The organism is Inquilinus sp. CA228 (assembly GCF_052078665.1).
GTDB lineage: Bacteria > Pseudomonadota > Alphaproteobacteria > DSM-16000 > Inquilinaceae > Inquilinus.
In genome coordinates, this window is the sequence record NZ_JBQJIK010000015.1 from 71286 (window position 1) to 93013 (window position 21728).

Consider the following 21728-nt stretch of genomic DNA (forward strand, 5'->3'; position numbering starts at 1 on the left):
GATCGTCCCCGTGACTGTCAAGCTCATCATCCGGCGTCTTCTGTTCCTCGTCCTGGTGGTCTGGGCGGCTTCGACCATCGTCTTCCTCATCCCGCGGCTGTCCAGCCGCAACGCGCTGCGCGAGCGGTTCGGCGAGCTGGCCCGCACCGGCGGCTTCTCGCCGGCCGATCTGGAGAAGATCATCGCCTCGATGCAGCAGCAATTCGGGCTCGAACAGCCGCTGTACCACCAGTACTGGACCTATCTCGGCAACATCCTGCGGATGGATTTCGGCTATTCGCTGTACCGCTATCCCTCGACCGTGTCCGAGGTGATCGCGCAGTCGCTGCCCTGGACCATCGGCCTGCTGCTGGTTACCACCATCCTCAGCTTCATCATCGGCAACCTGCTCGGCGCCGTCGCCGCCTGGCCGCGGGCGCCGCGCTGGCTGCGGGCCTTCGCCGCGCCGTTCATCCTGCTGACCGGCGTGCCGCCGGTGATCATGGCCATCCTGCTGTTGTTCTTCATCGGCTTCCGGCTGAAATGGCTGCCGCTCGGCGGCGCCTATTCCGCCGGGGTGGTGCCGAACCTGTCCCTCGGCTTCGCCCTCGACATGCTGCACCACCAGGTGCTGCCGGCGCTGTCCCTGATTCTCGGCTCGGTCGGCGGCTGGGTGCTGTCGATGCGCGGCATGGGCGTCACCATCCAGGGCGAGGACTACGTCAACTTCGCCGAGCACAAGGGCCTGACCGGCGGCCGGATCTTCCGCGACTATTATCTGCGCAACGCGATGCTGCCACAGGTGACCGCGCTGGCCCTCGCGCCCGCCGCCATCGTCACCTCGGCGATCATCGTCGAGGGGTTGTTCGGCCTGCCGGGCATCGGCAGCGCGCTCAACCTCGCCATCCGCGCCAACGACTTCCCGACCATCTACGGCATCGTGGTGTTCATCACCATCGCCGTGGCGCTGCTGATGACCGTGGTCGAGTTCCTGTACCCGCTGCTCGATCCCCGCGTCCGCAATTCGTGAGGAGCGTGAGACATGACGATCGCCACGCTCTCGCCCTCCGCCGAACCCGTCTTCCAGCGCCCGGGCCGCCCCGTCCTGGTGCTGCGCTACCTGCGCCGCAACAAGGGGCTGGCCCTCGGCGTGCTGATCCTGCTCGGCCTCGTGGCCTTCACCATCATCGGGCTGATGACGATCAACCCGAAGGACGCCTATCCGCTGTCGGTGGCGGTGAAGAAGCCGCCGAGCCTGCGCTACCCCTTCGGCACCGATTTCTTCGGCCGCGACCTGTTCTCCGCCATGGTCGTGGGCATGTGGCAGACGGCCCTGATCGGCTTCATCGCCGGCGGCCTGGGCACGCTGATCGGCGTCGTGCTCGGCTTCATCGCGGCCTATTTCAGGGGCTGGAGCGACGCCGTGATCCGGACGATCTGCCAGATCCTGACGCCGATCCCGGTGCTGCTGATCCAGGTCGTCATCGCCGGTTCGCTCGACAAGCGCGACGTCACCATCCTGACCATGGCGCTGATCGTCGTGCTGCTGGCCTGGATGGGGCCGACGCTGGTGATCCGCTCCCAGGTTCTGACCATGAAGGAACGGCAGTTCGTCGCCGTGGCCAAGCTGTCGGGCGTCAGCGATCTCGGCATCATCTTCAAGGAGATCCTGCCCTGCCTGCTGCCCTTCATCGCCGCCGCGTTCGTGGCGCAGGTGTTCTCGGCCGTGTTCGCCGCCTTCTACCTCGCCGTGCTCGGGCTCGGGCCGCTGCGCGAGCCGCTGCTGGGCAACATCATCTGGGCGGCGCAGTCGCAGGGCGCCTTCTTCAACGGCTGGTGGTGGTGGCCGATCATCCCGTCGGTGGCGATGATCCTGATCCTCGGCTCGCTGGCCCTGATCAACATGGGGCTGGATGAGCTGGCCAATCCCCGCGTGCGCAGGACGGAGTGACGGCGATGGCCATGACCCTTGCGCCGACCCGGGAGCGGACCGTGACACCTCCAGCCGTGGTGGCGGAGGCCGATCCGGTCCTCAGCGTCCGCAATCTCGAGGTCACCTACTACACCGACTCCGGCCGCGCCAAAGCACTCGACGATGTCAGCTTCACGCTGAACGCCGGCGAGAAGCTGGGCATGGTCGGAGAGTCCGGATCCGGCAAGAGCACGCTGGCGCTGGCCATGATGCGGATGATCAAGCCGCCGGGCCGGATCGAGGGTGGTGCTGTGATGGTCGGCGGTGCCGACCTGATGGCGCTGGACGCCGAGGGGATGCGCCGGGCCCGGCTGTCGCGCATCGCCTATATCCCGCAGGGCGCGATGAACTCGCTGAACCCGGTGACCCGGATCGGCGCCCAGATGGTCGACGCGGTGAAGTCGCATCTGCCGGGCGAATCCCGCGCGGCGATCGAGGCGCGCTGCAAGCGGGCGCTGCAATCGGTCGATCTCGATGTCGGCGTCTACCGCATGTATGCCCATGAGCTGTCGGGCGGCATGAAGCAGCGCGTCTGCATCGCCATCGGCATCCTGCTCGACCCCCACGTCATCATCGCCGACGAGCCGACCAGCGCGCTCGACGTCGTCACCCAGCGCCAGGTGATGGAGACGATCGATACCGTCCAGAAGGCGATCAACGCCGCGGTCATCCTGATCGGCCACGACATGGGCCTGATGGCGCAGTTCGTCGACAAGGTCGCGGTGATGTATGCCGGGCGGCTGGTCGAGGTCAGCACGGTCCGCGAGATGTTCACGGACCCGAAGCACCCCTATTCCCAGGCGCTGATCGAGAGCCTGCCGAGCCTGGAGAACAAGGGCGTGTTCCGCGGCATCCCCGGCCTGGCGCCGTCGCTGCTGCGGCTTCCGGGCGGCTGCGCCTTCCACCCGCGCTGCGACAAGGCGATGGCCGTCTGCAGCACCACCCGGCCCGAGCAGCGCATCCTGGCCGGCGGCCGCGGCGTGACCTGCCACCTCTATGACGGGGACGCCTGATATGGCCGATCTGCTGCGGCTCGAGCATGTCTCGAAGACCTACACCCGCGGGCTGGTCAACGCGCAGTCGACGGTGGCGCTGAGCGACATCTCGCTGACGCTGAAGGAGGACGAGCCGACCATCATGACCGTGGCCGGCGAGAGCGGCAGCGGCAAGACCACGCTGGCCATGCTGCTGCTCGGCTTCATCGCGCCGTCGACCGGCCGGATCATCTATCGCGGCAAGGACGTCTCGACCCTCCGCGGCAAGGAGAAGATGGCCTATCGCCGCGAGGTCCAGGCGGTATTCCAGGACCCCTTCGCGGTCTTCAACCCGTTCTACACGGTCGACCATCTGCTGACCGTGCCGATCCGCAAGTTCCGCCTCGCGGCATCGAAGGCGGATGCGCGGGCCAAGATGGAGGAGGCGCTGACCGCCGTCGGGCTCCGGCCGGAGGACATCCTCGGGCGGTTCCCGCACCAGCTGTCCGGCGGGCAGCGCCAGCGTATCAATGTCGCCCGCGCCCTGCTGCTGAAGCCGCGGCTGCTGATCGCCGACGAGCCGGTGTCGATGGTCGACGCGTCGCTGCGCGCCACGATCCTGGAGACGCTGCGCAACCTGCAGCGCGACCATGGCGTGTCGATCATCTACGTCACCCACGACCTGACGACCGCCTATCACATCGCCAAGTCGATCATCGTGCTGTATCGCGGCGCGGTGATGGAGGCGGGGGATGTCGACCAGGTGATCAAGGACCCGCAGCACCCCTACACGCAACTTCTGGTGGATTCGATCCCCTGGCCCAATCTCGACCGGCGCTGGGGCGCCCAGCCTATCCAGGCGCGCGACGCCGCCATCGGCGCCGGCGGCTGCCGCTTCCGGTCCCGCTGCCCGCAGGCGATGGAGGCCTGCGCGGCGGAGCCGCCGCTGTTCCGGGTCGGCGATCGCCAGACTGCCTCATGCTTCCTCTACGATCAGCAGCCGCAGGTGGCGCAGGAGCGCCTGTCGGAGCTGCTGCCCGCCTGACCCCCTTCACTGCCAGCCTTCCGGGACGCTTACGACATGCTCGAGATCGCCGAATTCATCAGCCCCACGCCGTCGCCCGTCTGGAAGCTGGCGAAGCAGGCCGGGGTCGACCTCGCCGTCGGCGGCCTGCCGCCGGACGACCTGCTGCAGGGCGAGGCGCCGTGGGATCTGGGGCCGCTGCAGCGCCTGAAGCAGCGCTACGAGGCCGCCGGCTTCACCCTGAAGGTGATCGAGGCCCGCCCGCCGCTCAACAAGGCCAAGCGCGGCCTGCCGGGGCGGGACGAGGAGATCGCGACGGTCTGCACCCTGCTGCAGAACATGGGCCGGCTCGGCATCCCGGTCTGGTGCTACGAGTGGATGACCGACTTCAACTGGGTGCGCACCAACCTGGCCACGCCGTCGCGCGGCGGGTCGGTGGTCACCAGCTTCAACCTCGCCGACGTGCCGGAGGACCTGACGACGAACCCGCCAATCGGCGAGGACACGCTCTGGGCCAATCTCGACTATTTCCTGAAGACCGTGCTGCCGGTCGCCGAGCAGGCGGGGGTGAAGATCTCGATGCACCCGGACGATCCGCCGCTGTCGCCGATCCGCGGCGTCGGCCGGATCATGCGCAGCATCGACAACTACCGGCGCCTGGTCGACAGCGTGCCCAGCCCGATGAACACGATCACGCTGTGCCAGGGCAACTTCACCCTGATGACCGACGACCTGCCCGGCGCCATCCGCGGCTTCGGCAAGGCCATCTCCTTCGTCCATTTCCGCGACGTGCAGGGCACGCCGGAGGCGTTCCGGGAGACCTGGCACGACGCCGGCAAGACCGACATGCTGGCCTGCATGCGCGCCTATCGCGACATCGGCTTCGACGGCGTGCTGCGTCCCGACCATGTGCCGACGGTGGAAGGCGACAGCAACGATCATGCCGGCTACTCCGCCTTCGGGCGGCTCTACGCCATCGGCTACATCCGCGGCCTGCACCAGTCGGTTTACGGCGCGTGAGCGGGGAGAGGACGATGGACAGTATAGCGACCAGCAAGCCCGCCCGGACGCGGACGAAGACGATCGCGCTGACCGGCGGCAGCGGCCGGATCGGGCGGGCCGTCGCGGCGGCGGCGCTGCGCCGCGGCCACCGCATCGTCAGCATCGACCGCGCCGCGCCGGCGGAGGCGCAGGAGAATATCCGCTTCGTCCAGGCCGATATCGGCGACTACGACGCGCTGGTCGACGCCTTCCGCGGCTGCGACGCGCTGATCCACATGGCGGCCATTCCCTCGCCGGGCCACCACCCCGACCACATCGTCCACAACAACAACGTCACCGGCAGCTACAACGCGCTGCGCGCCGCGGTCGAGGTCGGCATCACCCGGATCGTGCAGGCGTCGAGCGTCAATGCGATCGGCCTGTCCTTCAGCCGAGAGGCGCATTTCGACTACCTCCCGCTCGACGAGGCGCATCCGAACTACACCGAGGAGCCGTACGGGCTGTCGAAATGGATCTGCGAGCAGCAGGCCGACACCTTCGCCCGCCGCTACGGCCGCCTGCGGATCGCCAGCATGCGCTTCCACCTGGTGGTGGACGAGCGCGCCCAGGCCGGCGCCGTCTACGGCTTCGTCACCAAGGAAGCGTCCAAGCACCTGTGGGCCTACACGCTCTACGATTCGGCGTCGCGGGCCTGCCTGCTGGCGCTCGACGCGCCGTTCAAGGGCCACGAGGTGTTCTACATCACCGCGCCGGACACGGTGATGGACGTGCCGAGCCTGGATCTCGTCGCCCGCTTCTTCCCGGACGTGCCGGTCCGCGGCGACCTCGGCGGCAACCGCAGCTTCTTCTCATCCGCCAAGGCCGAACGGATGCTCGGCTGGCGCCACGATCCCGACTGAGGTACTTCCATGAAGATCAAGGACGTCAAAGTTATCGTCTGCTCGCCCGGGCGGAACTTCGTCACCGTCAAGATCGTCACCGACGAAGGCCTGTACGGCATCGGCGACGGCACGGTGAACGGGCGTGAACTCGCGGTCGTCAGCTACCTCCAGGACCATGTCGCGCCGCTGCTGATCGGGCGCGACCCGGCGCAGATCGAGGACATCTGGCAGTACCTCTACCGCGGCGCCTACTGGCGGCGCGGGCCGATCACCATGGCGGCGATCTCGGCCGTCGACATGGCGCTGTGGGACATCAAGGCCAAGGCGGCCAACATGCCGCTCTACCAGCTGCTCGGCGGCGCCTCGCGACAGAAGGTGATGATCTATTCGCATGCCCAGGGCATGAGTATCGAGGAGGCGGTCGACGCCGTCGGCAGGAAGCGCGACGAGGGCCATGTCGCGATCCGCTGCCAGGTCGGCATCCCCGGCCTGCCCGCGGTCTACGGCACCGGCAAGGGGGCGAAGCAGGACCGGGGCGGCATGGTCGAGGCCCTGCCGCATGAGGAGGTGTGGTCGACCGCGAAATACATGGGCCATATCCCGAAGCTGTTCGCGCGGCTGCGAGACGTCTATGGCGACGACCTGCACCTGCTGCACGACACGCATCACCGCCTGACGCCGATCGAGGCGGCCCGGCTGGGCAAGGATCTGGAGCCGTTCCGGCTGTTCTGGCTGGAGGACCCGGTCCCGGCCGAGCTGCAGGAGGGCTATCGCCTGATCCGCCAGCACACCACGACGCCGATCGCGCTGGGCGAGATCTTCAACACGATCTGGGATGCGCGGCTGCTGATGGAGGAGCAGCTGATCGACTACATCCGCGTCACCTCGGTCCATGCCGGTGGCGTCACCGGGCTGCGGCGCATCTTCGATTTCGCCTCGGTCTATCACATCCGCACCGCCTGCCACGGGCCGATGGACGTCTCGCCGGTGGCGATGGGCGCCAATGCGCATATCGACCTCTGGGTGCCGAATTTCGGCATCCAGGAGTTCTCCGGCTACACGCCGCTGATGCACGAGGTCTTCCCGCATTCCTGGAAGCAGGAGGGCGGCTACCTCCACCCCGGCGAGGCGCCGGGCCATGGCGTCGACATCGACGAAGCGCTGGCGGCGAAACACCCCTATCAGCGCGCCTACCTGCCGGTGAACCGGCTGGAGGACGGCACGCTGTGGCATTGGTGACCGGCATGAAGATCTCAGCCATCCGCCCCTATCCGGTCTGGGTCGGCACGCGCAACCAGCTCATCGTCAAGGTCGAGACCGACGAAGGCCTGTCCGGATGGGGCGAAAGCGGCCTCTCCGGCCGCGAGAAGGCAGTGGTCGGCGCGATCGAGCACTACCGCGAATTCCTGGTCGGCCGCGATCCGTTCCGGATCGGCGCGCTGTGGCAGGAGATGTATCGCAGCCAGTATTTCGAGGGCGGCCGCGTGCTGCAGGCGGCGATCTCGGCGATCGACATCGCCCTCTACGACATCCTCGGCAAGGCGCTCGGCGTGCCGGTCTACCAGCTGCTGGGCGGCAAGCAGCGCGACCGGATCCCGACCTTCGCCACCACCTCGGCCCCGCCGGGCGAGGAGATGATCGAGCAGGCGAAGGCGCTGATCGCGGCCGGCTGGACGGCGATGCGCCTGTCGCCCTCCGGTCACCGCGGCGGCGAGATCTACGAGCCGCGCGAGCACATCGCCACGACGGCGAAATGGTGCGTCAGGGCGCGCGAGGTGCTCGGCGACGACGTCGTGCTCGGCATCGACCTGCATCACCGCCTGTCGGTGGCGGAGGCGGCGAGCTTCTGCCAGAAGATGCCCTCCGGCACGCTCGATTTCCTCGAGGAGCCGATCCGCGACGAGACGCCGGAAGCCTATGAGGCGCTGCGGCGGATGGTCGATGTGCCCTTTGCGATCGGCGAGGAATTCGCCTCCAAATGGCAGTTCCTGCCCTACATCGAGCGCAACATCCACCAGTTCAACCGGGTCGATGTCTGCAATGTCGGCGGGCTGACCGAGGCGATGAAGGTCGCCGGCTGGAGTGAGGCGCATTACGTCGACATGATGCCGCACAACCCGCTCGGCCCGATCTGCACCGCGGCGACGGTGCATTTCGCCGCGGCGGTCCCGAACTTCTCCTGGCTCGAGACCCGGACCTCGGCGGCCGAGCAGCTCGGCTTCGACAATGCCGAGCTGTTCCCGGTCCAGCCGCGGATCGAGAACGCCCATTATCCGGTGACGGACGCGCCCGGCCTCGGCGTCGAGGTCAACGAGGAGCTGGTCAAGCAGCAGAGCTTCAAGTTCTGGGAGGCGCCGCATCTGAAGCGCCACGACGGATCGGTGACGAATTGGTAGACCCGCTCGACGGACCCGCCTTCGACATCGTCGATCCGCGCTTCGCCGCCTGCACCGCGCCGGGCGCCCGGGTCGAGCGGATCTGGACCGGCAGCCGCTGGACCGAAGGGCCCGCCTGGCTCGCCGCGCGTGGCCTGCTGGTCTGGTCGGACATCCCGGGCGACCGGACGCTGGCCTGGGAGCAGGCGACGGGGCGAGTGTCGACCTTCCGCCAGCCGGCGAACAGCCCGAACGGCAACACGGTCGACCGCCAGGGCCGGCTGGTCACCTGCGAGCAGACCCCGCACCGGATCGCGCGCATGGAGCGGGACGGCACGGTCACGCCGCTGGTCGACCGGATCGACGGCCGCCGCTTCAACTCCCCGAACGATGTCGTGGTGGCGTCGGACGGCGCGATCTGGTTCACCGACCCCAGCTACGGAAGGGCGAAGGACCGCGGCGAAGGGCCGGATGTCGAAGGCTGTCATGTCTACCGGTTCGATCCCGCGACCGGCGCGGTCCGGCAGATGACGACCGATTTCGTGATGCCGAACGGCCTCGCCTTCTCGCCGGACGAAAGCCTGCTCTACATCGTCGACACCGGCAGCACGGAGCGGCCGGACGGCCCCAACCATGTGCGCCGCTTCCGGGTCGGGCCCGGCGGGATGCTCTCGGGCGGCGAGGTGCTGGCCGAGGCCCACGGCCATTTCGACGGCCTGCGCGTCGACACCGAGGGCCGGCTGTGGATGGCGGCGGATGAAGGCGTCCGCTGCTATCTCCCCGACGGCACGCTGATCGGGCGGGTGAACCTGCCGGAGCGCGCCGCCAACCTGACCTTCGGCAGCGCCGCCCGGAACATCCTGATGATCACGGCAACCAGCTCGGTCTATCTCTGCCCGGTGAACGCCGTCGGCGCCGTGCCCTGAGCCGTACGAGGCCTCAGAGCCTGCTCTCAGGGCGCGCGGGCCAGCAGCAGATGCTTGGTGCGGTCGTTGTTCAGCACGATGCCGTCGGCCACGAGGCGGACCGTGAACTCCCAGCCGCCCGCCTCGATCGCCGGGGGCGGGGTGTCGGCGAGGCCCCGCCGCGGCAGCGCCAGATGCAGGTCCGGGGCGCGGGCCTCCAGCGCCGTCTCCCACACGCCGTAGGGCGTGCGCAGGCGCAGCACGGTCTCGCCCTCCTCCTCGCCGATCTCGGCCTCGAAGCCGGTGGCGGCGTCGGCGTAGCGGCCGCCCGGGCCGGCGGCTGCCGGCAGGGCGGTGTCGGACAGGCGGCGGAAGCGCTGCGGGCGGCCGAACCAGCGTGTATCCATGTCGCCGTCGTCGCGCGGCGTGAACTCCAGCGGCACGATGCCCCGCTCCGGCATGAAGGCGCCGTCGCCGACCTGCTCGATCGGCATGCCGCCGTTCCCGTTGCTGACGAAGACGGGCTGCCCGTCCTTGACGGCCACGCCGAACACATCGTCGCCGCCCTCGGCCCGGTACAGGCCGACAGCCCGCTTCAGCCGCTCGGTGGCCGCGTGCGTCCGCAGCGGTCCGACCTCCTCGCCCAGCACCAGGTCGAGGATCCGGCGGGCCAGGGAGAACGGGCCCATGTCGTCGGTGTTGCCGAGGATGACGACGCCGATCCCGGCCTCGGGGAAGCGCACCGATTCCGAGCGGCCGCCGGCGACGCCGCCGCCATGGCCGATGCTGGCCAGGCCGCGGTAGCGGCAGGTGACGAGGCCGAGGCCGTAAGGCGACGGGATGCCGTCGATCACGGCGCCCGGCGCCGACATCCGGGCGATCATCTCCGGCGTGCCGACCTTCGGCGCATCGAGATTGGCCAGCCAGAGCCTCATGTCCTCGAGCGTCGAGACCATGCCGCCTTCGCCGCCCAGCACCGCGCCCCATTGCGCCTTGTGCCAGCCGCCGTCGGGCCCGTGGGTGTGATGGTCCGCCAGCCGCGGCAGGATCTCCGAATCCCAGCGCATCAGCCGGGTGTCGCGCATGCCCAGCGGCCTGGTGATGCGCTCCTCCAGCAGCTGGTTGAAGCTCTGGCCCGAGACCTGCTCGACGATCTCCGACAGCAGGAAGAAGCCGGTGTTGCAGTAGATCAGGTCGGTGCCGGGCCGGAAGTTCACGGCCTTGTGCCCGGCAATGATCCGGCGTGCCCCGGCCCGGGTGGACGGTGCGCCGATGTCCAGCCCGCCCAGGATCATGATCTCCAGAAAATCGCGCAGGCCGCCGACATTGGCGGCCAGGTGGCGCAGCGTCACCGTCTCCGGATACTCCGGCAGCCAGGGCAGGTGGCGGCGGACGTCGTCCTCCATCGACAGCCTGCCCTCGGCCTCCAGCATCAGCGCCAGCAGCACGGTGAACTGCTTGGTCTGCGACCCGATGCGGATCACCGTGCGCTCGTCGATCGGCACGGCATGGGCCAGGTCGGCCATGCCGTAGCAGCCGCGGTGGATCTCGCGCCCGTGCCGGGTGACTCGGACCGCGGCGCCGGGCGAATCCGGTCGGGCCCAGCGCGCGAACAGCGCGTCGATCCGGGCGCCCAGATCCGGGGGCAGGGGGCTGTCTTGGCTCATGGCGTCCTCCCGGGAGATGGTGTCAGGCGAAGGGGTTCTCGACGCGCGGCCAGAACGGCAGGCGGCGCTTGGTATAGGGGATGTCGCCGAAGCTGGGCGGGATCGCCCCCGGCGTGGTGACGTAGCGGATCTCGGCCGCGATCGGGGCGAAGCCGGCATGGAAATGCTGGGTCGACTTGACCACCACGATCGCCTTGCGGGCCGGGTCGATGCCGAAGGCGGTGTAGGCGTCGGGCGCGAAGACCTGGCTGCGCAGGGTCACCAGCACCAGGTCGACCTCGTTGGCCGCCTGCACCCAGACGCCGCGGCCCAGCGGCGACCAGTCCTCGCTCAGCCCGGTCTGCACCAGGGCCGGCAGCACCCGCTTGACCGTGATCCGCAAGTCGACCGGGTCGCCGGAGGCCGGGCCGCATTTGCCGCCGATGCGCAGGTCGAAGACAGCACCCGCGCCGGCCTCCTCGCACAGCGCCACCGCCTGCGGGTCCCAGTAGCAGCCGCTGACCACGTTGCCGATGCCGCGGTCGATGATCCGGCGCAGGATGAAGGTGCTGTCGCCGGGCGCGCCGCCGCCGGCATTGTCGGCGACATCGGCCAGCACCACCGGGCCGCGCGGTGCCGCCAGGGCGTGGTTCAGCGCCTCGTCCACCGTGTCGTGCGGCGTCGCCGTGGCGTGGCGCAGGTCCCAGATCTCCCGCCCCAGATCCTCGGCCACCCGGCGGGCCCGGTCCCGGTCTCCGTCGGCGACCACAAGCATCCGCGCGCCGACATCCTCGACATCGCCCCAGGGGAAGCCGTGGCCGAAGGTGACCGACAGGATGCCGTCGCGGCCCTCCAGCGCCTGCATGCGGTCGACGAAGCCGCGCATCGGCTCGACCGGGGTGCGCCACATGCCGATCATGCGGCAGTCGTGCAGCGCCATCACCGGCCGGATCTCGCCGCAGCGGGCGCGCAGGCACAGCTGGTACAGCTCGACCGCCCGCGGCTCCATGTCGGTGTGCGGGTATTCCTTGAAGCCGATGATCGCGGTGCAGGCCTCGACCATCCGCTCGGTCAGGTGGCAGTGCAGGTCCAGCTCCATCCCGACCGGCACATCCGGGCCGACGATCGCCCGCACCCGCTCGGCCGTGTCGCCCTCGCAGTCGTCATAGCCGTCCGCCACCATCGCGCCGTGCATCAGCAGCAGCACGACGTCCACCGGCCCGGCCCGCCGCAGATCCTCGAGGATGTCGTCGCGCAGGCTCTCGTAGAGCGACCGGATGGTGGTGCCGGCCGGCTGGGCGATGGCGGTGACGCTCTCGACCACCTCATGCCCGTCGCGCCCGGCCAGCCGGCGCCAGGTCTTCTGGCAGATCGTCTCGGCCGCGGTGTCGTCCAGGCTGGCGTCGCGCCGCCGGTAGGTTTCGGGCGCATAGAAGCTGGCGGCGCCGGTCGGCAGCGGCGAGAAGGTGTTGGTCTCGGTGACCAGGGCGGCGATGAAGATCTTCACGGATGCGGCTCCATCGGTTGGGGACCGGTGCGGAACCGGCCGGGGGCAAGGGCGGCGGCGGTGACGCCCAGCCGGGCGAGGTCCTCGGGGACCGGGTCGCCGCGCAGCAGCGCCGCCCCCAGCCGGGCCATGGCCGGCGCGGTCTGGAAACCGTAGCCGCCCTGGCCGGCGCACCAGAAGAAGCCCGGCGCCTGCGGGTCGAAGCCCAGCACCGGCGTCTTGTCGGCGACGAAGCTGCGCAGCCCGGCCCAGCGATGGGTCAGGCGCCGGATCTGCAGCGTGGTGGCGCGCTCGATCCGGTCGACCGCGACGGCGACGTCGATCTCCTCCGGCTGCGCGTCGCAGGGCGGGCTCGGCGTCTCGTCGGCGGGGGAGCCCAGCAGCTTGCCGGCGTCAGGCTTGATGTAGAAGGTCTCGTCCAGGTCGACCACCAGCGGCCAGCCGTCGGCGGCATGGCCGGGCGCGTCGAACAGGAAGGCGGTGCGCCGCTTCGGCACCAGCCCGACCGGCGCGACCCCGGCCAGGGTGGCGATCACGTCAGCCCACGCCCCTGCGGCATTGACCACGATGCCGGCCTCGACCGCGCCGGTCGTGGTCTCGATCCGCCAGCCGCCCCCCGGCAGCGGCGCCAGCGCCATGACCTCGGCCTCGGTGCGCACTTCGCCGCCGCGCCGGCGCAGGCCGCGCAGCGACCCCTGCAGCAGGCCGTTGGTGTCGAGGTCCAGCGCCTCCGGCTCGAACACCGCGCCGGCGACGCTGTGCGGCTGCAGCACCGGCACCCAGGCGGCGGCGTCGGCGGGGCCGATCTCGCGCACGCTCGGGACCAGGGCCGCCAGCGCTTCCGCCCGGCTGCGGATCGCCGTCTCCTGGCCGGGCCGGCCGACATGCATGGCGCCGCGCGGGCGGGTCAGGACGAAGCCGGCGAAATCCTCCGGCGGGGCCAGCAGGAAGTCGCGGCTGCCGATCGACAGGGCACGCACCACGGCATTGCCGTAGGTCTCGGAGAACAGGGCGGCGGACCGGCCGCTGGAGTGGGTGCCGGGCTGGCTCTCGCGCTCCAGCAGCAGCACCCGGCGGCCATCTGCGGCGGCCCGGGCCAGCGACGCGCCGGCGATGCCTCCCCCGATCACGGCGATGTCGACGACATCCATCCGGCAGCCTCCTTTGGCCGAAGACTGCGGAGCGATAGTGGTTGTGTCAAATAGTTTGCCGCATCGGAAAATTCGTGGTTCTTGCGATAAGACCATCCCTCGACATAGGGTGATCGACCAACCATTGTCCGGGTCCGCGCATGTCCAACCAGCCCAAGCTCGGGGAATGCCTGAGGGCGCTGCGGCGTCGGCACGGCTGGACGCTGCAGGACGTCAACCAGCGGACCGGGGTCGCGGTCTCGACCCTGTCGAAGGTCGAGAACGACCAGATGTCGCTGACCTATGACAAGCTGCTGCAGATCAGCGAGGGGCTGGGCATCAACCTGGCCGAGCTGCTGGCGCCGCCGACGGGATCCGAGACGGCGCTGGCCCGGCGGTCGATCAGCCGGCCGGGGGAGGGGCTGCTGCAGGTCACGCCGAACTACGACTACCTGTATCTCTGCACCGAGCTGCAGCGGAAGCGGATGGTGCCGGTGGTCGCCAGGGTCAAGGTTCGCGACATCGCCGAGTTCGGCCCGCTGGTGCGCCATTCGGGGGAGGAGTTCATCTACGTCCTCGAGGGCGCGATCGTGGTGCACACCGACCACTACGCCCCGGTGCGGCTGGAGAAGGGCGGCAGCATCTACATCGACAGCACCATGGGCCATGCGTACATCTCGGTGGGCGAAGGCGACGCGACCATCATCGGCGTCTGCTCCAGCCCCGAACCCGACCTGGAAGGGACGCTGCGCTCGCTGTTCGCGACCTGACCGGGCACGGCAGGCGGACGGACGGTCCTAGCCGGCGGTCAGCCGCGCCGGGCCGGGGGGCGGATGATCGCCATCCGGATCCGGCGCGACGCGGCGTCGATCACCGCCACCGTCGCCAGGATCATCAGGATGATGAACAGCACCTCGTCCCAGTTGTTGATGCGGATGCGCTCGGACAGCTGCAGGCCGATGCCGCCGGCGCCGACGATGCCGAGGATGGCGGCCGAGCGGGTGTTGGATTCGAAGAAGTAGAGCGCGTGGCTCAGCATCAGCGGCAGCACCTGCGGCAGCACCGCCAGCCGCAGCGACTGCAGCCCGTTGGCCCCGGCCGCCCGCACGCCCTCGACCGGCCGGCGGTCGGCGCCCTCGATCGCCTCGGCATACAGCTTCGCCAGCACCGCGACGTCGCTGAAGGCGATCGCCAGGATGCCGGCGAAAGGCCCCATGCCGACGGCGCTGACGAAGATCAGCGCCCAGACCAGCGTGTCGATGCCGCGGAAGCCGTCGAACAGCCGGCGCAGGCTGAAATGGAACACCCAGTTCGGCACGATGTTGCGGGCGCCGAGGAAGCCCAGCGGCACCGCGGCGACCACCGCCAGCAGGGTGCCGAGGAAGGCCATCGCCAGCGTCTCCAGCAGCGCATAGGAGAAGTCCCAGGCGGCGCCGCCATCCGACGGCGGCAGCATCAGGCGGACCAGGAAGCCCAGCTTCGACAGCCCGCCCCAGATCCGCGCCGGCGAGGCGTCGATCCACCACAGGCCGAGGCCGAACAAAGCGAAGACGCCGAGCCAGGCGCCCCAGCTCCGCGCCCGTTCGGCGGTGGAGCGCCGGAACAGCCGCGGATGGGCGGCCTGCAGCGCCGCCAGCTCCGCCTCGGTCAGGATCGCCTGCTGGGCCATGTCACACCACCCTGAGCGCGTCGTGGCCGATCAGGCGGTGGCGCACCGCCTCGCAGCCGAGATCGATGATCGACACCATGGCGATGATCAGCAGCAGGATCGCGCTGATGTCGGGGTATTCGAACTGGCGCACCGACAGGTACAGCTCCTCGCCGATGCCGCCGGCGCCGACGATGCCGATCGCCGAGGCGGAGCGGACATTGATCTCGAGCCGCAGCAGCGCGTAGCTGGCGAAGTTCGGCAGCACCTGCGGCAGCACCGCCAGCCGCATGATCATCGCCCAGGTGCCGCCCGCGGCGCGGACGCCCTCGATCGGCCCGGGGTCGACATTCTCGTTCACCTCGGCGAACAGCTTGCCCAGCGATCCGGCGGTGTGGACCGCGATCGCCAGCACGCCGGCGAAGGGGCCGAGGCCGAAGGCGTAGACGAAGATCAGGGCGTAGACCAGCTCCGGCACCGTCCGCGCCACCTCCAGCAGCCGCCGGCTGGCGAAGTGCAGCACGCGGCCCTGCACCAGGTTGCGCGAGGCCGGGAAGCACAGCAGCAGCCCGGCCACACCGCCCAGCACCGTGCCGGTGAAGCCCATCAGCACGGTCTCGGCCAACAGGCGCAGCCAGGAGCCGAGCCCCCAGTACCATTCGCCCAGATCGGCCCCGAGGGTTTCGACACGCAGCGTCGGCACTGTGCCCCAGATATAGGCCCAGGCCTGCGGCAGGCCGGTCGCCAAGCGCCCCAGGTCGACCTGGCCGACGATGGCGGAGGCGACCAGCGCCGCGGCCAGCACCAGGCCGAAGCCCAGCGTGCGCAGCCGCTTCTCCGCCTGCTGCCGGCGATAGCCGCGTTCGAAGCCGTCGATCGTCCCGGGGCGGTCGGTCATCGCGCGCCGCTCAGGAGCCGCGGCGGCGGCGCTCGGCCGCGTTCATCTCGGTGATGGCGATGACGTCGAGATAGTCCTCGTGCTTCGCCGGGACGAAGGCCGACCACTTGCCGTCGCTGAGCTGCTTCTGCGCCTCCGGATCCTCCTTCGGGAAGGCGAACAGCGCCTCGGTGAAGGCGTCCTGCAGCTCCTGCGGCAGGTCGGTGCGGACCACCCAGGGCGAGTTCGGGATCAGGTCCGAGGTCCAGATGATGCGCGTGGAGCCCTTGGGGATCATCCCCTTCTCCTCCATGCGCTGGATGTTGCCGCGCTCGGCATTGGTCCAGTGGGTGGCCGCGGCCTCGAAGGTGCCGTTCAAGAGGGCGATGATGCCGAGCTCGTGGCTGCCGGAGAAGGCGGTGGTGCTGAAGAAGGTGTCCGGGTCGATGCCGTTCTTCTTCATGAAATAGAGCGGCACGGCATAGCCCGAGGTCGAGTTCGGGTCGGCATAGGCCAGCGACTTGCCCTTCAGGTCCTGCAGGCTCTGATACGGGCTGTCGGCGCGGACCGCGATCACCGAATGATAGCCGGTGGCGCCGTCCAGCTCCTGCGTCACCGCGACCGGCCTGATCCGGTCGCCCATGACCTTGCGGGCCAGGGCGTAGTTGGCCGGGCCGATGGTGGCGAATTCGGCCTGGTTCGCGCGCAGCGCCTCGACCACGGCGGCATAGTCGGTGCCGCGGGTGATCGTCACCGGCACGCCCAGCTTGCGGCTGAGATAGGCGGCGAAGGGCTCGTAGCGGGCGACCGAGTCCTTCTCGTTCTCGCCGCTGGCGATGCCGAAGCGCAGCTCCGGATACTGCTGGCGCCAGTCGTCGGCCTTGGCCGGCAGGGTGGCCAAAGCGGCGAGGGCGAGGGCGGCGGCCAGGGCCAGGCGGCGCCGCAGGGAAGCGATCGGCATGGGGTCTCTCCGGACAGGGTCGTCAATGGGCGAAGGCCGGTTGCGGCCGGGTCGCGGCCGGCCGGGGGGCCGCCGCGGGGATGGTGTCGGTCAGGCTCTCGTCGACCGCCTCGTCATTGCCGCGGCCGTAGATCGCCTGGACCCGGGCGGCGGTCAGCTCGGCCGGGGCGCCGTCGAACACCACCCGCCCGGCCGCCATGCCGACGATGCGGTCGCAATAGCGCCGCGCCGTCTCCAGCGTGTGCAGGTTGCACAGCACGGTGATGCCGTCCTCGCGGTTGATCCGGCGCAGCGCGTCCATCACCATCCGGGCGTTGCGCGGGTCCAGCGAGGCGATCGGCTCGTCGGCCAGGATGATCTCGGGCGACTGCACCAGCGCCCGGGCGATCGCCACGCGCTGCTGCTGGCCGCCGGACAGGGTGTCGGCGCGCTGCAGCGCCTGCGGCAGCAGGTCCAGCCGGTCCAGCGCCCGGGCCGCCATGCCGCGCTCGGCCTGCGAGAAATGCTTGAACATCACCGGCAGCGTGCCGCTGGCGCTGACCCGGCCGATCAGGACGTTGGTCAGGACGTCGAGCCGGTTCACCAGGTTGAACTGCTGGAAGATCATGGCGCATCGGGCGCGCCAGGCCCGCAGCGCCGCGCCGCGCAGGGCGCCGATGTCGGTGCCTTCGAACAGGAGGCGGCCGCCGCTGGGCTCGACCAGCCGGTTGACCAGGCGCAGCAGCGTCGACTTGCCGGCGCCGGAGCTGCCGATCACGCCGACCATCTGCCCGCGGGGGACGTCCAGGGTGACCGCGTCGACCGCGGCCACGGATCCATAGCGCTTCGTCACCCCGCCGAGCTGCAGCATCTGCCGACCTTCCTGATCCATAGACCTTGATCCCAAAGGTCTATATGAATTCGTCAGTTGTCGCGCCGAGATTCGAAGAAATCATCCCGTCTTCGGGAGATCGTCCGGCGTCTTCAGCAGTATCTACGCGATATTCATGACATTGGTATTTCGGATATCTGAAAATGCCTCACTCGATCGATTCAGCTTGGCCGCGGTTCTGGGTGTGAAGCTCTTCAGCCATGCCTCTCGCACCAGAGCGATGAGGAGGGTCTTTCTGCTGGCGCAGGGGCGAAGGTCGCTGGTCGCCACGTCCCGGCCGGCCGCTATAATGCCCGGCAAAAGCAACAGCACGGGGAGGACATCATGCGGCTGATCGGGGCCGGGCCTCTGACCCAGGTCGTGGAGCGGATCTTCGCCGCCGGCGGCTGCGGGGCGGAGGAGGCGGGGCGCATCGCCCGCCATCTCGTCGACAGCAACCTCTGCGGCCATGACTCGCACGGCGTGGTGCGCACCAGGCGCTACATCGACTTCCTCCGCGCCGGCACGGTCTTCCCCGGCCGCAGCGCCGATCTGGTCTTCGACGGCGGTAGCCTGCTGGTCGTCGACGGGCAGTTCGGCTTCGGCCAGACCATCGGCGAGCAGGCGACCGACCTGCTGGCCGAACGCGCCAAGGCGCATGGCATCGCGCTGGTCACCATCCGCCGGTCCGGCCATCTCGGCCGCCTGGGCGACTGGGCCGAGCGGCTGGCCGGGCACGGCCTGGTCTCGCTGCACTTCCTGAACACCACCGGCCTCGGGCTGATGGTGACGCCGTTCGGCGGCAGCGACCGGCGCCTGTCGCCGAGTCCGATGGCGGTCTGCGTGCCGGTCGAGGGCCGCGACCCGATCCTGCTCGACATCACCACCGCCATGACCGCCGAGGGCAAGCTGCTGGTGGCGAAGAACAAGGGCGAGCCGGTCGGGCCGGGCATCATCGTCGACAAGGCCGGGCAGCCGACCACCGATCCGGCCGATTTCTACGCCGGCGGCGCGATCCTGCCCTTCGGCGGGCACCGCGGCGCCGGCCTGAACATCCTGACCGACATCCTGTCCGGCGCGCTGTCGGGCGGCGGCTGCACCGCCCCCGGCGTCACGGTGCTGGAGAACACCATGACCAGCATCGCCATCGACGTGAACCGGCTGCCGGACCACGCCGCCTACACTACAGAGATCCTGCGGTTCTGCGATTGGGTGAAGGGGTCGCCGCCGGCCGATCCGGCGGCGCCGGTGCTGCTGCCGGGCGAGGTCGAGGCCGCGACCCGCCGGCGCCGGGCCGCCGAAGGCATCCCGGTCGACGATGCGACCTGGGGCGACATCCGCGCCGCCGCGGCATCCGTCGGCCTCCCGGAATCCGAGATCGAGGCGATGGTGCCGGCTTAGGCCCGGCGGCGCCGCCGGGCCGATAGGATCGGCCTCAGCCGATCCGCATCGACAGCTCGACATCCTCGCCGAACGGCGTCGACAGGTAGCCGCTGGCGGGCGAGCGCACCAGCGCCAGGTAGTCGGGGCTGTCATCGGCGTTGTCGGCGACGATGCAGGCGCCCGGTCTCAGCCGGCTCTCCACCAGGCCCAGGATCTCGGGATAGAGCGCCTTGGCGCCGTCGAGCAGCAGCAGGTCGATGGTGTCGGGGAGGTCGGTGCGCAGCGTCTGCAGGGCGTCGCCCACCCGGATCTCCACCAGGTCGGCGAGACCACCGGCCGTCAGGTTCGCCTGAGCCCGCGCCACCTTGGACGGCTCGAACTCGCTGGTGATCAGGCGGCCGCCGCCATTGTCGCGCAGGGCCGCGGCGAGGTGCAGGGTCGAGATGCCGAAGGAGGTTCCGAACTCGACGATCGTCCGCGCGCCGCAGCCGCGCGCCAGCATGTACAGCAGCGCGCCGGTCTCCCGCGAGACCGGGAGGGGGAAGTCCTTCAGGCGCCCGTAGAGCTCGAGATACTCGGTCTTGCTCCGCATCAGGCGCGCTCGCTCCTCGGCGGAGAGATCGGCCACGGCGGGGCTCGCCGCCGGCGATGCCGCCTCGGCCTCGTCGAACAGGCGCTCCAGCAGGGGGGCGAGCGGGGTGGTTGTCAGGGTGGTCATGCCGGTCTCCGGTCGGGGATTGCTTGTGCCGGACCAGAAATACGACTAATTCGTCAGGTTCCCTATTCGCGTTGCCCCGGCCCGCCATGACCGATCGCCGAAACGCCCGGATTTCCTTGCGAAAGCAGCCCCAGCAGGCTCGTTCGGCCGATCTCGTCGCCGCGATCCTGGAGGCCGCTGTTCAGGTTTTGGCGAAGGAGGGCGCCCAGCGCTTCACCACGGCGCGGGTGGCCGAGAAGGCGGGAGTCAGCGTCGGGTCGATCTATCAGTACTTCCCGAACAAGGCGGCGATCCTGTTCCGGCTGCAGAGCGACGAGTGGCGGCAGACCAGCGATCTGCTGCGCGCCATCCTCGAGGACCGCCGGTCACCGCCGCCGGAGCGGCTGCGCACCCTGGTCCACGTCTTCCTCCGCTCGGAATGCGAGGAGGCCGCGATGCGCATGGCGCTCGCCGACGCGGCTCCGCTCTACCGCGATGCGCCCGAGGTGCGGGAGGTGAAGCAGTCGGGGCACCGCACCGTCGAGATCTTCATGCGGGAGGCGCTGCCCGAGGCCTCGGACGCGACGCGCGCCCTGGCCGGCAACCTGATCACGGCGACGCTCGGCGCGGTGGGGAAGCAGTTCTCGGAAACACCCCGGACCCCGGCGGAGATCGAAGCCTATGCCGACGCCATGGCCGACATGGTCTGCGCCTATCTCAAAGGCCTCGGGACTGGCTGAGGCGGCCGATGCGCCGCCCTGCTCAGAGGCGATGCATCGGCCGCTGCCGCGGTCTCAGAAGTCGAACTTGTCGATGTTCTCCTTGGTGTAGACGAAGGGCGCCCCGAGCAGGATCTCGCTGCCGTTGACGACCTGGAGGTCGCCGAGCTTGCCGGCCTTCACCGAGGTCGCGCCGGGCTTGAGCGTGCCGTCGGCCACGGCCCGCAGCACATACATCGCGGCATAGCCGAGGTCGACCGGGTTCCACAGCACCACCGACTTGACGCAATCCTTCGCCACATAGGGCTTCATGGCGTTGGGCGTGGCCAGGCCGATCACGGCGATCGAGCCGCATTTGCCGGCCTGGGTGACCGCCTCGGCGGAGGCCGGGGTCGCCACGCTGGTCATGCCGACGATGCCCTTGAGCTCGTCGCCATGCTTGTTGATCAGCGTCGTCGCCTGGTTGAAGGACAGGATGTTGTCCTCCTGCGCCTCGACCGTCTCCAGCCATTTCAGCTTCGGATGGCACTTCTCGGCATAGGCCGCCATCTCGGCGATCCAGCGCGCCTGGTTCGGCGTGGTGAAGGTCGAGGTGACGATGGCGAAGGAGGCTTCCTCGCCGATCTCCTTCGCCAGGTTGTCGATCAGCGACTTGGCGATGCCGTTGAACTCCGCCTGGTTGACGAACCACTGGCGGGCGTCCGGCGTCGAGTTGGCGTCGTAGCCGACGACGTTGATGCCCTTCGACAAGGCCTTCTTCAGCACCGGCGCGATGGCCACGGGGTCGTTGGCGGCGAACAGGATGCCGTCGACGCCGCTGGTGATGGTGTTGTCGATGAAGGTGATCTGCTCGTCGATATTGGCCTTGGTCGGCCCGTCCGTCTTGGCGGTGACGTTGCCGAGCTCCTTGGCCGCGTCGGCGATGCCCTTCGAGGTGGCGTTGAAATAGCCGATGCCGATCAGCTTCGGAATGTCGACCACGGTGAGCGGCTTGCCCGCGCGGTCCGGCGCGCCGGTCGGGGTGCCGCCGTCATAGGGCTTCGCCGCCGCAGCGGCGGCCGTCCCGTCGCAGGCCAGCGGACTGGTCGGCAGGTCGTCGCCGCCCGTCCAGGAATCCGCCCGCGCCGCACCGGCGGCCAGCAGCACGCCGAGCGCCAGGGCCCAAGTCGTCCGCCTCATGTCCATCTCCTCCACTGTT

The 21728-nt window shown here is 69.6% G+C and carries 21 protein-coding genes; 12 read left to right on the forward strand and 9 right to left on the reverse strand.

From position 1 onward, the window contains the following. The first annotated feature begins 10 nt into the window (after nt 1–10). From ACTOWL_RS09640 to ACTOWL_RS09680, 9 genes are read left to right on the forward strand one after another with little or no spacing between them, the layout of a single operon-like run. Nucleotides 11–1009, forward strand: coding sequence for an ABC transporter permease (locus ACTOWL_RS09640; RefSeq protein ID WP_441321002.1), 999 nt, complete (start codon nt 11–13; stop codon nt 1007–1009). 12 nt (nt 1010–1021) lie between these two features. Next, nucleotides 1022–1930: an ABC transporter permease gene (locus ACTOWL_RS09645; RefSeq protein ID WP_441321003.1), complete on the forward strand. Its 909-nt coding sequence runs from the start codon at nt 1022–1024 to the stop codon at nt 1928–1930. A gap of 5 nt (nt 1931–1935) precedes the next feature. After that, nucleotides 1936–2964: an ABC transporter ATP-binding protein gene (locus ACTOWL_RS09650; RefSeq protein WP_441321004.1), complete on the forward strand. Its 1029-nt coding sequence runs from the start codon at nt 1936–1938 to the stop codon at nt 2962–2964. A gap of 1 nt (nt 2965) precedes the next feature. Next, nucleotides 2966–3970 carry an ABC transporter ATP-binding protein gene (locus tag ACTOWL_RS09655; protein WP_441321005.1) on the forward strand — a complete coding sequence of 335 codons (1005 nt, stop codon included), beginning with the start codon at nt 2966–2968 and terminating at the stop codon, nt 3968–3970. Between the two features lie 36 nt (nt 3971–4006). Continuing rightward, nucleotides 4007–4969, forward strand: a complete 963-nt coding sequence (locus tag ACTOWL_RS09660) for a mannonate dehydratase (RefSeq protein WP_441321006.1) — start codon at nt 4007–4009, stop codon at nt 4967–4969. A gap of 14 nt (nt 4970–4983) precedes the next feature. Further along, nucleotides 4984–5850: an NAD-dependent epimerase/dehydratase family protein gene (locus ACTOWL_RS09665; protein WP_441321007.1), complete on the forward strand. Its 867-nt coding sequence runs from the start codon at nt 4984–4986 to the stop codon at nt 5848–5850. Nucleotides 5851–5859: 9 nt separating this feature from the next. Then, nucleotides 5860–7071: a D-mannonate dehydratase ManD gene (manD, locus tag ACTOWL_RS09670; protein WP_441321008.1), complete on the forward strand. Its 1212-nt coding sequence runs from the start codon at nt 5860–5862 to the stop codon at nt 7069–7071. Nucleotides 7072–7076: 5 nt separating this feature from the next. Beyond that, nucleotides 7077–8228 carry a mandelate racemase/muconate lactonizing enzyme family protein gene (locus ACTOWL_RS09675; protein WP_441321009.1) on the forward strand — a complete coding sequence of 384 codons (1152 nt, stop codon included), beginning with the start codon at nt 7077–7079 and terminating at the stop codon, nt 8226–8228. Further along, nucleotides 8222–9133, forward strand: coding sequence for an SMP-30/gluconolactonase/LRE family protein (locus tag ACTOWL_RS09680; RefSeq protein ID WP_441321010.1), 912 nt, complete (start codon nt 8222–8224; stop codon nt 9131–9133). Before ACTOWL_RS09675 ends, ACTOWL_RS09680 begins: the two co-directional genes overlap by 7 nt. A 26-nt stretch (nt 9134–9159) precedes the next feature. On the opposite strand, the gene ACTOWL_RS09685 is transcribed toward ACTOWL_RS09680, so the two are convergent. Genes ACTOWL_RS09685 through ACTOWL_RS09695 form a run of 3 tightly spaced genes read right to left on the reverse strand, consistent with a single transcriptional unit; the run spans nt 9160 to nt 13416 of the window. Continuing rightward, nucleotides 9160–10779, reverse strand: coding sequence for a serine hydrolase domain-containing protein (locus ACTOWL_RS09685; protein ID WP_441321011.1), 1620 nt, complete (start codon nt 10777–10779; stop codon nt 9160–9162). 22 nt (nt 10780–10801) lie between these two features. Further along, on the reverse strand, nt 10802–12265 hold the full coding sequence (locus ACTOWL_RS09690; protein ID WP_441321012.1) for a M81 family metallopeptidase: 1464 nt from the start codon (nt 12263–12265) through the stop codon (nt 10802–10804). Next, nucleotides 12262–13416 carry an NAD(P)/FAD-dependent oxidoreductase gene (locus ACTOWL_RS09695; protein WP_441321013.1) on the reverse strand — a complete coding sequence of 385 codons (1155 nt, stop codon included), beginning with the start codon at nt 13414–13416 and terminating at the stop codon, nt 12262–12264. The genes ACTOWL_RS09690 and ACTOWL_RS09695 overlap by 4 nt, the downstream gene beginning before the upstream one ends. Nucleotides 13417–13556: 140 nt before the next feature. Between ACTOWL_RS09695 and ACTOWL_RS09700 the strand changes: the two genes are divergently transcribed. Further along, nucleotides 13557–14165: a helix-turn-helix domain-containing protein gene (locus tag ACTOWL_RS09700; protein ID WP_441321014.1), complete on the forward strand. Its 609-nt coding sequence runs from the start codon at nt 13557–13559 to the stop codon at nt 14163–14165. A 38-nt stretch (nt 14166–14203) separates the two neighbouring features. Here ACTOWL_RS09700 and phnE (ACTOWL_RS09705) read toward each other — a convergent pair whose 3' ends face one another. Genes phnE (ACTOWL_RS09705) through phnC form a run of 4 tightly spaced genes read right to left on the reverse strand, consistent with a single transcriptional unit; the run spans nt 14204 to nt 17752 of the window. Then, complete coding sequence (gene phnE / locus ACTOWL_RS09705) at nt 14204–15064, reverse strand: phosphonate ABC transporter, permease protein PhnE (protein ID WP_441321015.1); 861 nt, start codon at nt 15062–15064, stop codon at nt 14204–14206. 1 nt (nt 15065) lies between these two features. Next, a complete protein-coding gene (gene phnE / locus ACTOWL_RS09710) occupies nt 15066–15941 on the reverse strand; it encodes a phosphonate ABC transporter, permease protein PhnE (protein WP_441321016.1) in 876 nt (291 codons plus the stop codon). 10 nt (nt 15942–15951) lie between these two features. Continuing rightward, entirely contained in the window at nt 15952–16881 is a 930-nt protein-coding gene (gene phnD / locus ACTOWL_RS09715; protein WP_441321017.1) for a phosphonate ABC transporter substrate-binding protein, read from the reverse strand. Between the two features lie 22 nt (nt 16882–16903). After that, the gene (gene phnC / locus ACTOWL_RS09720; protein ID WP_441321018.1) at nt 16904–17752 is read right to left on the reverse strand and encodes a phosphonate ABC transporter ATP-binding protein; all 849 of its coding nucleotides are present in this window, start codon (nt 17750–17752) and stop codon (nt 16904–16906) included. A gap of 324 nt (nt 17753–18076) precedes the next feature. Here phnC and ACTOWL_RS09725 point away from each other — a divergent pair, with 324 nt between their 5' ends. Next, on the forward strand, nt 18077–19132 hold the full coding sequence (locus tag ACTOWL_RS09725) for an Ldh family oxidoreductase (protein ID WP_441321019.1): 1056 nt from the start codon (nt 18077–18079) through the stop codon (nt 19130–19132). A 34-nt stretch (nt 19133–19166) separates the two neighbouring features. On the opposite strand, the gene ACTOWL_RS09730 is transcribed toward ACTOWL_RS09725, so the two are convergent. After that, nucleotides 19167–19832, reverse strand: coding sequence for an O-methyltransferase (locus tag ACTOWL_RS09730; protein WP_441321020.1), 666 nt, complete (start codon nt 19830–19832; stop codon nt 19167–19169). Nucleotides 19833–19948: 116 nt separating this feature from the next. Here ACTOWL_RS09730 and ACTOWL_RS09735 point away from each other — a divergent pair, with 116 nt between their 5' ends. Then, nucleotides 19949–20551 carry a TetR family transcriptional regulator gene (locus ACTOWL_RS09735; RefSeq protein WP_441321021.1) on the forward strand — a complete coding sequence of 201 codons (603 nt, stop codon included), beginning with the start codon at nt 19949–19951 and terminating at the stop codon, nt 20549–20551. Nucleotides 20552–20605: 54 nt separating this feature from the next. Here the strand turns inward: ACTOWL_RS09735 and ACTOWL_RS09740 are convergent, their stop codons facing one another. Further along, nucleotides 20606–21709, reverse strand: coding sequence for an autoinducer 2 ABC transporter substrate-binding protein (locus ACTOWL_RS09740; RefSeq protein WP_441321022.1), 1104 nt, complete (start codon nt 21707–21709; stop codon nt 20606–20608). Nucleotides 21710–21728 lie beyond the last annotated feature (19 nt).